Genomic DNA, 13,791 nt, shown 5'->3' with positions numbered 1-13,791 from the left:
GAGTGCAGTGTGCACATCCCCGTTTCGGAGCCGAGTAGAAAGGAGCGCCCGAATGAAGGTCCGCAAGTCCCTTCGGTCGCTGAAGAACAAGCCGGGCGCTCAGGTCGTGCGCCGTCGTGGCAAGGTCTACGTGATCAACAAGAAGGAGCCGCGCTTCAAGGCCCGCCAGGGCTAAGCCTTATTTAGGCTAGCGCGAAGCAAATAGCTTCCTCATTTATTGCCAAAACCGCAATCTGAAGTCGCAGTTTTACTGTGGCTGAAGGTTGCGGTTTTTGGTTTTTGGAGGGACAGGTTCAGGCGGTGACAGCGTTTATGGCTGGGGGCGGTGGAGCGATGGGGCGATGGAAGTTACTGACTGCGTTTATGTCAAAATTGGCCCGAAAAATGGCCTGAAAGTGTCATAAACTCGGACAGTTTCACATGTGCAGCCTGTAATTTTTGAAATCGCTGCGGAATCCGAAGTTGGGTAGGGGAGGGATAGGGCAGAGCAGGGACACTGCGGCACCTGGTATTGGTGTGATTGGCCTCGAGCCGTCTTGCAGTAATTGGTTTAACCAAAATGGACCGATAGTTGTTTTTCTACGATTTTCTAGAATTTTTAGCGTGAAATTACAAGGTTGTGGTGCGTCTGTGTACAACATCTTGTGCGCCAGAGATCTCCGAACAGGGAATACCATGGTTGTGAGTACTACATCTAGTATGACTAGAGTTTTCTAGGCACCAAGTGTAGTGTTTTCGATGTCGAGCCAAGGAGAGCTAAAAGGACCTGTCTGCCACCCGTACTCGGTTTCTCATGAACCCTGGGAGCTTTCGGTCATTCAACCAATCCGCTGATTCCTCGGCCGCTTCCGTTGTTTGTACGAAGTCGATCCGATTCATTGGTCTTACCCAAAGCCAGAAAGTTTGTGAGAGTCATGGTTACCGTTTACAGCAAGCCTGCATGTGTCCAGTGCCGCGCTACCACTCGTGCCCTCGATAAGGCTGGAATTGCCTACGATATCGTCGACATCACCATGGACGATGAGGCTCGGGACTACGTCATGGCTCTCGGTCACCTCCAGGCGCCGGTCGTTGACACTGGCACTGAGACCTGGTCGGGTTTCCGCCCGGACCGCATCAAGGCTCTCCAGGCAGCTTAAGAATCACACACCTCTCCGCAGATTTCGTTAACCGCACAGGAAACGGAGATTGCGGGGGTTTTGCGATGTAAAGGGTGAAGCTCTCATGCTGGTGGTGTATTTCTCCTCGGCGACGGGGAATACACACAAGTTTGTTGAAAAGCTAGGTATCAAAAATGCCCGCATTCCCATCCGTCGTAATGAGCCGGAGCTTATCGCCGATGAGCCCTATGTCCTCATTTGTCCGACTTATGGTGGTGGCGTTTCCATCAGCGGTGGTAACTCAAGGCCAGTTCCTCCGCAGGTCATCAAATTTCTTAATAATGAGCACAACCGCTCTTTCATCCGAGGTGTGATTGCTGCCGGCAATCTCAACTTCGGTGAGGACTTCTGTAAAGCAGGGGATGTCATCTCCTACAAGTGCAAGGTTCCATATCTATATCGCTTCGAGCTGATGGGAACCGACCACGATGTGCGGCGAGTCCGAGAAGGGCTAGAGGAGTTCTTCCACGGTAGAGTCAGCGCCTAAGTTGGCAAGCCTCAGTGTCGAGGGAAGGGGCACTGAGGACAACCGAATGGATACGCTCGCGGAAGCCGTCGTAAAGCGGTGTGCGAGGAAAATAGCTAGATTGGATTGCTCTGGGCAGTGTTTGAACAGACCCTGTGCAGGCAAATGAATATTAAAGGAGTCAACGTGTCGGAAATGGGCAAGCAGGTCGCGGAGCCGGTGGGTGAGGACAAGCTGGATTACCACGCGCTCAATGCGCTGCTGAATCTGTACGGTGAAGACGGCAAGATTCAGTTCGATAAAGACCGCATGGCTGCGCGCCAGTTCTTCTTGCAGCATGTCAATCAGAACACTGTGTTCTTCCACAACTTGCGGGAGAAGCTCGATTACCTGGTAGAAAATCACTACTACGAGGCCGAAGTTCTGGAGAAGTACGAATTTGAGGACGTCAAGGCACTGTTCAAGCAGGCCTATGCCCACAAGTTCCGTTTTCAGACTTTCCTGGGTGCTTACAAATACTACACCTCGTACACACTGAAGACCTTCGACGGCAAGCGTTACTTGGAGCGCTACGAAGACCGTGTCTGCATGGTTGCTCTCACGCTTGCCGACGGCGACTTGGGGCTCGCGCAGCACCTGGTTGATGAGATCATCACCGGACGCTTCCAGCCTGCTACTCCTACATTCCTCAACTCCGGTAAGGCCCAGCGCGGCGAACCGGTGAGCTGCTTCCTGCTGCGTATCGAGGACAATATGGAGTCCATTGGCCGCGCCATCAACTCCTCGTTGCAGCTGTCCAAGCGCGGCGGTGGTGTGGCACTGCTGCTGAGCAACCTGCGTGAACAGGGTGCTCCGATTAAGCACATCGAGAATCAGTCTTCTGGTGTCATCCCGGTTATGAAGCTGCTGGAGGACTCCTTCTCCTACGCTAACCAGCTGGGTGCTCGCCAGGGTGCTGGCGCTGTCTACCTGCACGCGCACCACCCGGACATCATGCGCTTCCTGGATACCAAGCGTGAGAATGCGGACGAAAAGATTCGCATCAAGTCGTTGTCGCTCGGCATTGTCATTCCGGACATCACGTTCGAGCTGGCCAAGCGTAACGACGACATGTACCTCTTCAGCCCGTACGATGTCGAGCGCGTCTACGGTAAGCCGTTCGCGGACATTAGTATCACCGAGAACTACGCGGATATGGTCGAGGATCCGCGTATTCGTAAGCAGAAGATCAACGCGCGTCAGTTCTTCCAGACCATCGCTGAGATTCAGTTTGAGTCCGGCTACCCGTACATCATGTTCGAGGATACGGTTAACCGCGCGAACCCGATTGAGGGACGTATTAATATGTCGAACCTCTGCTCGGAGATTCTGCAGGTCAACACCCCGTCGACTTACAATGCAGACCTGTCCTACGAGCACGTTGGTGAGGACATTTCCTGTAACCTTGGCTCGCTGAACATTGCGATGACCATGGATTCGCCAGACTTCGGTCGCACCGTCGAGACTGCCATTCGTGGCCTGACTGCGGTCAGTGAGCAGACTTCTATTGATTCGGTGCCATCGATTCGCAAGGGAAACGACGGATCTCACGCCATCGGCCTGGGGCAGATGAACCTGCACGGCTACCTTGGCCGCGAGAAGATTATGTACGGCTCGGAAGAGGGCCTGGACTTCACCAATGCCTACTTCGCAGCAGTGCTCTACGCTGTCCTGCGCGCTTCTAACAAGATTGCTCGTGAGCGCGGTCAGAGGTTCGTCAACTTTGAGAACTCCGACTACGCCAGCGGCAAGTACTTCGATAACTTCGATCCGGCAGAGTTTCAGCCGAAGACTCAGCACGTAAAGGAGATCTTCGCGAACTCCACCGCACACATTCCGGACGCTGAGGACTGGGCGCAGCTGAAGGCCGACGTCATGGAGTACGGCCTGTTCAACCGCAACCTGCAGGCAGTGCCGCCGACCGGTTCGATTTCGTACATCAACAACTCGACCTCGTCGATTCACCCGATTGCATCTCAGATTGAGATTCGCAAGGAGGGCAAGATTGGTCGCGTTTACTACCCGGCTCCGCACTTGGACAATGACAATCGCGAGTACTTCCAGGATGCCTACGAAATCGGCTACGAGAAGATTATTGACACTTACGCGGTCGCTACCAAGTATGTTGACCAGGGACTGTCCCTGACCTTGTTCTTCAAGGACACGGTGAGCACTCGTGATCTCAACCGTGCGCAGATTTACGCATGGCGCAAGGGTATTAAGACTCTGTACTACATCCGCCTGCGTCAGGTTGCGCTGGAGGGTACTGAGGTTGAGGGCTGCGTATCCTGCATGCTTTAAGCAAGCGTGTTTGAGGGCTAGGCATCTAATGCTTTAGCTGTAGCGCATTGAAGGCGCGAGAATTTCCCCGAGTTTTGTCGGGAGGTTCTCGCGCCTTTTTCGTCACTCCACCCAATTGGGAACAAATGTAAATATTACTATTGACGGTTGTAATGCAGGTAATTAACCTGGGCAGTGGTACACCAATGTTCGCGTAATTTTCACCCACGGCTAGTGGGAGAAGGGGCTGGAAGCCATGTCCGATACCACTGGTAAGAGCACTCCACACATCAACCCAAAGGGTGCGCCGATTGCAGAAACTATTTTGTTGCCAGGTGACCCGCTGCGTGCGAAGTTCATTGCGGAGACCTATTTGGACGATGTCGTTCAGTTCAACGAAGTTCGCAACATGCTGGGTTTTACCGGCACCTACCAGGGGCAGGAAGTGTCTGTCATGGGGTCCGGTATGGGTATTCCGTCTATCTCGCTGTACTCCTGGGAACTTATCCATGTTTTCGGCTGCAAGAAGCTGATTCGCGTCGGTTCGTGCGGCGCGTTGCAGCCGGAGCTGGACCTGTATGACGTGGTTATTGGCCAGACGGCGTCGACTGACTCCAATTTTCTATCGCAGTACAACTTGCCGGGAACATTCGCCCCGTCCGCATCTTTCCGTCTGATTGAAGATGTTCGCGATCGCGCCCGCGAGCAGGGCATCACAACACACGTCGGCAACATCTTGTCCAGCGATATTTTCTACAACTTCCAGGATGATGTGAACGACCGTTGGGCACGCATGGGTGTGCTGGCGGTGGAGATGGAATCTGCTGGCCTTTATGCCACTGCCGCCGAGGCCGGTGTGGAGGCCATGGGAATCTTCACTGTGTCGGACAACATCGTCACCGGTGGAAAGACCACTCCGGAAGAACGTGAGAAGGCCTTCACGACGATGATGGAGCTCGCATTGCCGCTGGCTCGACTCTAGTGTCCTGGTCTGCAATCAATTGGCTTGAAGTGTGAAATAGGTACAGTGCGATGAGCAATCCCGCCAGTAATACCAGCTTGAACGTGAATCTCTCTCAAAGCGCAGCGTCCAACGCTGCGGCGCCAAACCCTAAGGCCGCAGTCCCGGTCTTGCTGTTTTCCTTTGTATTCTGTTTGGTCTTGGACAATGGCTTTAAGTTCATGACCAAGCCGATTGCGGAATCTCTGGATCTCAGTGTCTCCACGGCCAGTCTGCAGGCGACACTCGCCGGTATTTTGATTGGCATTGGAGCGGTGGTGTACGCCGCATTGGCGGACAGCATCAGTATCCGCAAATTGATGATTGTCGGTATTGGCTTTGTCGCCGTGGGCTCTCTACTGGGTTATTTCTTCCAGGGAGTATGGCCAATGGTGCTTACTGCCCGCATTATTCAAACTGCCGGTCTGGCGGCGGCTGAGACACTCTACGTCATCTATGTCACCAAGTACCTAAGCCCAGAAGATCAGAAAACCTACCTCGGCTTTTCCACCGCGGCCTTCCAAGCTGCGCTGCTGATTGGAACGTTGACCTCGGGGATTGTGGCTACCTACATTTCCTGGCCGGCTATGTTCCTGATTTCGCTCATTCTGATAGTTGCCATTCCGTTCCTGATTAAGACAGTTCCGGAAGAGCAGCAGCAGAAGAGTCACCTGGATATATTCGGCCTGTTCCTCATCGCGGCTATCTCCACTGCGGTGATGCTGTTCTTGCAGCGGTTCCAGCAGCAGGTCCAATGGTGGTGGCTGGCGGCCGCTGTGTTGGGTGTCGCGCTCTTTGTCTGGCACATCCGGGCGCACGGCAACGCCGTGGTCAGCCCGTCGTTCTTTACCAATGCCCGCTACGTTTGCGCGCTGATTGTTGTGCTCGTGGTTTACATGGTCCAGTTGGGGTATTCGGTCATTCTATTGCCGTATATGGTCGACGAGCTCTATGGCATTAACCTCGACGGTGCTGCCTACATTCTCGCGCCGGGTTATCTCTGTGCTGTCATCGTTGGTGTGATGTCTGGCAAGATTGCCAAGTTCCTGTCTTCGAGGCAGGCTATTGTCGCAGCTATCAGCATCATTATCGTGGCGTTGCTCATTCCCGCAGTGCTGCCGGGGGCCGGTGTTGCCACGGTTATCGTGTCCATGATTCTGTTCCCATCAGGGTTCGCGCTCATGTATGCGCCGTTGGTCGCGACCGCACTGCAGAACATTCCCGCGGCCAAGTCTGGTGTCGCAATCGGTTTCTATAATCTGACTATCAACATCGCCGTCCCGGTTGGCATTGCGTTAACGGCCATGCTTGTTGATTCTCGGCCGGCCTTCTTCAGCGCCCTTTCCATCGCGCAGTCTGAAGCAGAAGGGGTCTCCGCTACTATCGCTTGGTTGCTCGCGCTCATGGCTGTCGTAGGTTTGCTGGTGTACGTCATCTCCGACCGCCTCATCAACGACACCGCAGAAAACCGCGAGAAGGTTCACGCCTAGGTTCGCGCAACATTTTGCACCTGGTGCTTGACGACGGACATTGCGTCGTCAAGCGCCTTTTTCTTTGTGTGACGTGGGTGCATGAGGAGAGGGGGCACAAATAAAAGGTGTTCATTGGAGAGATAGCCAACAGTGGTGTGCTGAAAGAGGGCAGTGTGGGTAAGCTGCTAAGGGTAGTGGCTCCTTTCATCGGGAGCCTGACGTTTTGTAGTGGGACAAGGCTGGAATAGCCACCGCTGCAGCCGCTGTTTTCGAACTCGTAAAGAGTGAAGGACATTCCTTATGTATAAGGTGTGTTCGGGAAACGGCAAGATCAATGAAAAAGGGAGAGGTTTCCACGTGAGTTTCGATGATTGCCCACCCTCGACTCCGGCCCACCGTGAGAAGAATCCAGAGTCGCGTGCATGCCCAGTTGCGGCTATTGACTGGAACACGATTCCTGATGACAAGGATCTCGAGGTTTGGGATCGTCTGACCGGTAACTTCTGGTTGCCGGAAAAGGTGCCGCTGTCGAATGACATCAAGAGCTGGAATACACTCAATGCACTGGAGCAGCGCACCACGATGCGCGTGTTCACTGGTCTGACCATGCTGGACACCATCCAGGGCACAGTTGGCGCAGTATCGCTCATCCCGGATGCGCTGACTCCGCACGAGGAAGCTGTATACACCAATATCGCCTTCATGGAATCGGTGCACGCAAAGAGCTACTCGTCGATTTTCCAGACGCTGGCGTCGACCCCTGAGATTCAGGATGCGTTCCGTTGGGGCGAGGAGAATGAGTACCTGCAGAAGAAGGCCAAGATTATCCTCGATTACTACGAGGGCGATAACCCGCAGAAGAAGAAGGTCGCTTCCACTTTGCTGGAGTCCTTCCTGTTCTACTCGGGTTTCTACCTGCCGATGTACTGGTCCAGCCATGCCAAGCTGACCAACACCGCGGACATTATTCGCCTGATTATTCGTGATGAGGCAGTTCACGGTTACTACATCGGTTACAAGTACCAGCGCAACCTGGAGCGTCTGACCCAGGCTGAACGTGACGAGCTGAAGGATTACACCTTCGATCTCATGTTTGATCTCTACGACAACGAGATTCAGTACACCGAAGAGATGTACGACGAACTCGGCTGGACCGAGGATGTCAAGCGTTTCCTGCGTTACAACGGCAACAAGGCTTTGAACAACTTGGGCTATGAGGGTATGTTCCCGGCCGACGAGACTCGAGTTTCGCCGTCAATCCTGTCGGCTCTGTCGCCGAATGCTGACGAAAACCACGACTTCTTCTCAGGTTCCGGTTCTTCCTACGTCATGGGTAAGGCTGAAGTAACCGAGGATGAGGACTGGGACTTCTAAAAGCACAGGTGTAGGGAACATTCCGCACCGAGCCCTACTCTGGTGACAGCACACACGGGGGTAGTAGCCCTAGCCTCGACGGTTCCTGCTAAAAAGGCGTTAGCCCAGGTTAAGACAATTCTCAGGAAACTAATAGTGTGCTTAGCTGAGTGGGGAAGTGGGCCGGAAAATTCCTTGGCCTTAACTTTTTCCAAGGTTCAGACTAGAATCTGGCACATAGTGGTAGGTGGTTTCGCCGTCGCGTACTCACCTGCACTATTCTCACAAGGACAAAACTTCAAATCCCTGTAGTGAGTTACAGGAAATCTTCGCGTAGTAAGGAGGAAGAATGACTGCAGTAGCGCCTCGTCCAGATCATGGCGTTGTAGCGCCGGAACGGCCGCAGCCGTTCGGACATGAGCGTAAGGGCAGCTGGGCGTGGGAAATGCTGACCACGACCGACCACAAGAAGCTGGGCATTATGTACATCATTATGTCCTTCTCGTTCTTCTTTGTCGGCGGTCTGATGGCTCTGCTTATCCGTGCTGAGCTCTTCGCCCCAGGACTTCAGTTCCTTTCTAACGAGCAGTTCAACCAGATGTTCACCATGCACGGCACGGTGATGCTGCTTCTGTTCGGTACCCCGATTGTTTGGGGTTTTGCTAACTACATTCTGCCGCTTCAGATTGGTGCTCCGGACGTGGCTTTCCCGCGTCTGAACGCCTTCGGCTTCTGGCTGACAACTATTGGTGGCATTCTGATGTTGTCGGGTTTTCTGACTCCGGGTGGTGCTGCTGACTTCGGTTGGACTATGTACTCTCCGCTGTCTGACCCGATTCACTCCCCGGGTGTCGGTTCTGACTTGTGGATTGTCGGTGTCGGTGTCGGTGGTGTCGGTACTATCGCTTCCGCTATTAACATGACCACCACTGTCCTGTGCCTCCGCGCACCGGGCATGACCATGTTCCGTATGCCAATCTTCACCTGGAACATCCTGGTTACCTCGATTCTGGCTCTGCTGATCTTCCCGATTCTGACTGCAGCTGCTCTTGGTGTTCTGTACGACCGTAAGCTGGGCGGTCACATTTACGACCCGGCAAACGGTGGCGCCATGCTGTGGCAGCACCTGTTCTGGTTCTTCGGTCACCCAGAGGTCTACGTTCTGCTGTTGCCGTTCGTGGGCATCATTACTGAGGTTGTTCCGGTCTTCTCCCGTAAGCCGCTGTTCGGCTACGCAGGTATGGTCTTCGCGACCCTGTCTATTGCAGGTCTGTCCATGGCTGTGTGGGCGCACCACATGTTCGTGACCGGTGGCGTTCTGCTTCCGTTCTTCTCGTTCATGACCTTCCTGATTTCGGTCCCGACCGGTGTTAAGTTCATCAACTGGATGGGTACGATGTGGCGTGGCCACATGACCTTCGAGGCCCCGATGACCTTCGCTCTCGGCTTCATCGTGACCTTCCTGTTCGGTGGTCTGACCGGTATTATGCTGGCATCCCCGCCGCTGGACTTCCACGTCTCTGACACCTACTTCGTCGTGGCACACTTCCACTACACTCTGTTCGGTACCCTGGTCTTCGCTTCCTACTCGGGCGTTTACTTCTGGTTCCCGAAGATGACCGGACGTATGCTCGACGAGAAGCTGGCAAAGGTTCACTTCTGGCTGACCTTCATCGGCTTTAACCTGACCTTCCTGGTCCAGCACTGGCTGGGTAACGAGGGTATGCCGCGTCGTTACGCCGACTACCTCGAGACTGACGGTTTCACCACCCTGAACATGATTTCCACCGTTGGTGCGTTCATCCTGGGTCTGTCTGTTATCCCGTTTGTCTGGAACGTCTTCAAGTCCTGGCGCTACGGTGAGGTCGTCACTGTTGATGACCCGTGGGGTTACGGTAACTCTCTCGAGTGGGCTACCTCTTGCCCGCCGCCGCGCCACAACTTCACCTCGATGCCGCGCATCCGCTCGGAGCGCCCGGCGTTCGAGCTGCACTACCCGCACATGGTTGAGCGTCAGCGCGCAGAGGCCCACGTTGGTCGCCAGCTCTAAGAGCTAGTGGCTACATGGCTGATGCAACTCTGAGTTAATAACTACGCGAAGCTACGGCCCCATCACGGATCTCCGTGATGGGGCCGTAGTCTTGTCTTTGAGAGTCTTTCCTAGGGAAGGCGCAGTAAGGGGGGGGGGCAGGGAGCGCAGCAAGGGAGCTGGAGGGGAGAGCAGCGGAGAGCAGGGGGGGGCGACAGCTAACGGCTGTGACTGGCCACCCTCCGAAGTGCGGTATCCCGCAATGCGATGAGCACTCTGCTGGGGCTTCATGCGATACTGGATTGGTGAATGAACAGGTAACTACCTCTCCCAGTCAGTCCGCAGATACCGATGCCTTGTCGGTTTCGTTAGCACCGGGACTAGCTCCGGTGCTTATTACCGCCGTTGGCCGAGACCGCCCGGGTGTCTCGGCAGCCTTCTTCCGTGTGCTCGCGGCCCACGGAGTTCAGATTCTTGATGTGGAGCAGTCGGTGTTCCGCTCTAATTTGAGTCTCGGTGCGCTTGTTGGCGTTACAGAAGAGAAGGTCGGCGTTCTGCGTGAGGGGCTCATTGAAACACTGAAGCCTCACGGCATGACTGTCAGTTTTCAGCTTGATGCCCCGATTGAGCGCAGCGATGGATCTACCCATGCACTTGTCGTATTGGGCAATCCGGTCAATGCTGAGGATATTTCCCGTATCGGCCGTACTCTCGCAGATTACGGTGCAAACATCGATTCCATTCGCGGTATTGCCGACTACCCAGTTACTGGCCTGGAGCTGCTTGTCTCTATTCCGGACCCGAAGCCGGGTGCGGGCATTCCGCTGCGTAAGGCGCTGGTTGAGCTTGCACAGGACCAGGACATTGACATCGCAATTGAACGCGCAGGTTTGCAGCGCCGATCCAAACGCTTGATTTGCTTCGATGTGGACTCCACTTTGATTACCGGTGAGGTCATTGAGATGCTGGCCGCCCACGCTGGTCGCGAGGCGGAGGTTGCAGCGGTTACAGAGCGCGCTATGCGCGGTGAACTGGACTTCGCTGAGTCATTGCACGAGCGAGTTAAGGCTCTGGCAGGCCTGCCGGTCAGCGTCCTTGAGGAAGTTACCGACTCCATCGAGCTGACCCCTGGCGCCCGCACTACGATCCGCACGCTGAAACGTCTCGGTTACAAGTGTGGTGCCGTCTCCGGTGGGTTTATCCAGATTCTGGAGCCACTGGCAAAGGATCTCGGCCTGGACTTTTACAAGGCCAATACCCTCGAGATTGAGGACGGAAAGCTGACTGGTCGCGTGGTCGGCGGTGTCGTCGATAGGCAGGAAAAGGCCCGCAGTCTTAAGGCGTTCGCCGCGGAGTCTGGGCTTCAGATGCACCAGACCGTCGCTGTCGGCGATGGCGCCAATGACATCGATATGTTGTCAGTCGCGGGCCTCGGTATTGCTTTCAACGCGAAGCCGGCGCTGAAGGAAATCGCTGACACGTCGGTCAACGTTCCATTCATGGACTCGATTCTGTTCATGTTGGGTATTTCCCGCGATGAAATCGACGATGCCGACCGCGAAGATGGCACCTTCCGCCGCGTGCCGTTGGAGCAGTAGTGCGACGCCAGGATCACAAGAATCCCGCTGTCACGGACGCATCATCGGTGCCGGAATGGTTCCGCATTGCCCATAGCCTCCTGCCGCAACCCGATAGGGAAGACCATGGCGAGGATGTGCCGTGGGCAATGGCTATTTTGCTTGAGGTGCCGAAGAAGGAACGCCCCTCGCGCACTGCGCTGCTCCGCGCCGCCGCGATGGCTGTTGTTGCTTGTTGCCTCGACGAGCGCGCAGGCGATGACACTTCGGCCTATCAACAAGGTCTGGTGTCTTGGTACGGCGCGCGCATCCGCAAGCTCACACGTCGCGCTCGCAATATCGGCTGGCAACGCGCTCAGCTTGCACCGGGTGTCACCGTAGATGTCGACGGCGCGCAAGCTCGCGCACTAGTGCCAACTCCTGTCGACGATACCTACCCAGAGATTGCCAAACTACAAATTTCCGGCACCGATTTGCCTTACGACGACCCGGAGACCACATCTCCCGACGACTCGGGCAACCGTGGGAGTGCTGACACCTTTGCTCCGCCAGTGATTTGGGTGGACAAGAACCTGAATATGTCCGTAGGAAAGGTGGCCGCGCAAGTTGGACACGGCTCAATGCTCTATGCGGCCAGCCTGTCGGTTGAGGAAGCGTGGGCGTGGGCGCAAACTGGCTACGCGTTAGATGTGAAAGAAACACCGCGGGAGCTGTGGCCAGCGCCAGAGCTACGTGCTGTAGAAGTTCAGGATGCTGGGTTTACAGAGATTGCCCCTGGATCAATCACCGTGTCGGTCACGCCAGGGGCACAGGGGCAGTAGCGGACAGCTAAGCGCGTGCTGCCTCCATGGCCTTAAGATCCTTGCGCAGGATCTTGCCGGTTGCCGATTTTGGAATCTCATCCATGAATTCGACTACTCGCACCTTCTTGTACGGTGCGACGCGGTCGGCAACAAAGTCCATTACCTCATCAGCAGTGAGTGACTTTCCTTCTTTGAGCACCACATATGCCTTCGGAATTTCCTCACCATCGGAGCGAATGACACCACTGCAGGCAGCATCAGCGATATCCGGGTGCTCGAGAAGCACGGACTCAAGTTCTGCCGGTGGTACCTGGTAACCCTTGTACTTGATCAGTTCCTTGAAGCGGTCGACAATGTACGCATTCCCTTCCTTGTCGAGTTCCGCAACGTCGCCTGTTCGCAACCAGCCGTCGACAAGCGTTGCAGCCGTAGCTTCGGGATTGTTGAGATAACCCTTCATTACCTGAGGACCGCGAATCCACAGTTCTCCGGACTTGGAACGTCCTGATTCAGGAACTGGGATTTCATCGAGGTCCTCAGTATCGAGGTCAACGATTTTGTACTCGGTGTTCGGGACTGCTCGACCGATGGAATCCAGTGGGCTGTCGTGTCCGATACGAATGTGCGCGGCAGGGGAGGACTCGGTCATACCGTAGCCCTGGGCGACAGTGCAGCCGAGGCGCTTTTCCACCTGCTCCGCCAAATCCAGCTGAAGCGAAGCTGCGCCGGAGAAAATAGTCTCCAGACTGGACAGATCGAAGGAATCGACAGCCGGGTGCTTGGCCAACCCAACTGCGACCGGCGGTGCGATGAACGCAAACTTGACCTTGTGCTCCGAAATAATGGAAAGGAAATCCAGCAAGTCGAACTTGCCCATCGTGTACTGGGTAGTGCGTCGCCAGAGGCAAAGATTGAGCAGAGCAGTCAAACCGTAGATGTGGAAGAACGGCAGAATCGTAACCGCCGGGGTTGTCTCATCCAATGCCTCGACAGTTGCTGCTCCTGCCTGAGCCACGTTGGCAACAAGATTGCGATGCGTGAGTTGGACGCCCTTTGGCACACCAGTGGTGCCAGAAGAAAACGGAATGACAGCAACGTCATCGGGAGAAACGTCTACATCTGGTCCCGCATGGCCTTCAGCAAGCAGCTCACCCATGCCGTGAAGCCCCGTCAGACCGATAATCATCTCTTCCGGGAGGCCAGCGGCCTCAGCGCCGTTAGCACCGGCCCAACCAATCGACGAAGTCGTCAGCATCATCTTGGCGTCAGAGATACGCAGCTGCGTTTCAACGTCCTCGGCAGTTGCCAGCGAGGCAACAGTCGTGCAGATTGCACCTGCGCGAAGAACACCGTGCAGAGCGACTGCGAAGGTGGTGGAGTTAGGGCAGTGCAGGGCAACAACATCGCCCTTTTTAATTCCACGTGCAGCAAGAGCGCCCGCGAAGGCCTCAATGCTGGCCTTCAAATCCCCGAAAGTTACCTCTGAGCCGGAGTCAACTACTGCGAGTTTATCCTTGTGCCGAGGCTCGATTTCGCCAAACAGAAAATCGAATAGAGAGGTCTCCGGAATATCGATGTTGGGAAGACTGCTAGTCAGCGGCATAGGGGAAAA

Annotated in this window: 11 protein-coding genes; 10 read left to right on the top strand and 1 reads right to left on the bottom strand. The window is 55.2% G+C overall.

What is annotated here, in order from left to right:
- Positions 1-52 precede the first annotated feature (52 nt).
- The 10 genes from ykgO (at position 53) to I6J19_RS00105 (ending at position 12,197) form a co-directional block, all read left to right on the top strand.
- Positions 53-175, top strand: coding sequence for a type B 50S ribosomal protein L36 (gene ykgO / locus I6J19_RS00150; protein ID WP_005511141.1), 123 nt, complete (start codon positions 53-55; stop codon positions 173-175).
- 739 nt (positions 176-914) lie between these two features.
- Positions 915-1,139: a glutaredoxin-like protein NrdH gene (nrdH, locus tag I6J19_RS00145; protein ID WP_005511161.1), complete on the top strand. Its 225-nt coding sequence runs from the start codon at positions 915-917 to the stop codon at positions 1,137-1,139.
- A gap of 85 nt (positions 1,140-1,224) precedes the next feature.
- Positions 1,225-1,647 carry a class Ib ribonucleoside-diphosphate reductase assembly flavoprotein NrdI gene (nrdI, locus tag I6J19_RS00140; protein WP_187402555.1) on the top strand — a complete coding sequence of 141 codons (423 nt, stop codon included), beginning with the start codon at positions 1,225-1,227 and terminating at the stop codon, positions 1,645-1,647.
- A gap of 174 nt (positions 1,648-1,821) precedes the next feature.
- Complete coding sequence (gene nrdE, locus I6J19_RS00135; protein ID WP_187402564.1) at positions 1,822-3,966, top strand: class 1b ribonucleoside-diphosphate reductase subunit alpha; 2,145 nt, start codon at positions 1,822-1,824, stop codon at positions 3,964-3,966.
- Between the two features lie 235 nt (positions 3,967-4,201).
- On the top strand, positions 4,202-4,927 hold the full coding sequence (gene deoD / locus I6J19_RS00130) for a purine-nucleoside phosphorylase (protein ID WP_038627983.1): 726 nt from the start codon (positions 4,202-4,204) through the stop codon (positions 4,925-4,927).
- Positions 4,928-4,977: 50 nt separating this feature from the next.
- Positions 4,978-6,435, top strand: coding sequence for an MFS transporter (locus tag I6J19_RS00125; RefSeq protein ID WP_038627985.1), 1,458 nt, complete (start codon positions 4,978-4,980; stop codon positions 6,433-6,435).
- A gap of 339 nt (positions 6,436-6,774) precedes the next feature.
- Positions 6,775-7,791 (top strand): class 1b ribonucleoside-diphosphate reductase subunit beta, encoded by a 1,017-nt coding sequence (gene nrdF, locus I6J19_RS00120; protein ID WP_016422253.1) that lies wholly within the window; start codon positions 6,775-6,777, stop codon positions 7,789-7,791.
- A 328-nt stretch (positions 7,792-8,119) separates the two neighbouring features.
- On the top strand, positions 8,120-9,820 hold the full coding sequence (gene ctaD / locus I6J19_RS00115; RefSeq protein WP_005511131.1) for an aa3-type cytochrome oxidase subunit I: 1,701 nt from the start codon (positions 8,120-8,122) through the stop codon (positions 9,818-9,820).
- A gap of 284 nt (positions 9,821-10,104) precedes the next feature.
- Positions 10,105-11,397 (top strand): phosphoserine phosphatase SerB, encoded by a 1,293-nt coding sequence (gene serB, locus I6J19_RS00110; protein ID WP_038627990.1) that lies wholly within the window; start codon positions 10,105-10,107, stop codon positions 11,395-11,397.
- Entirely contained in the window at positions 11,397-12,197 is an 801-nt protein-coding gene (locus I6J19_RS00105; protein WP_038627992.1) for an aminoacyl-tRNA hydrolase, read from the top strand. The genes serB and I6J19_RS00105 overlap by 1 nt, the downstream gene beginning before the upstream one ends.
- Positions 12,198-12,204: 7 nt before the next feature.
- On the opposite strand, the gene I6J19_RS00100 is transcribed toward I6J19_RS00105, so the two are convergent.
- Positions 12,205-13,782 (bottom strand): AMP-binding protein, encoded by a 1,578-nt coding sequence (locus tag I6J19_RS00100; RefSeq protein ID WP_038627995.1) that lies wholly within the window; start codon positions 13,780-13,782, stop codon positions 12,205-12,207.
- Positions 13,783-13,791 lie beyond the last annotated feature (9 nt).

Source organism: Corynebacterium amycolatum (genome assembly GCF_016889425.1).
Classification (GTDB): domain Bacteria; phylum Actinomycetota; class Actinomycetes; order Mycobacteriales; family Mycobacteriaceae; genus Corynebacterium; species Corynebacterium amycolatum.
This window is presented reverse-complemented; position numbering and strand designations above follow the sequence as displayed.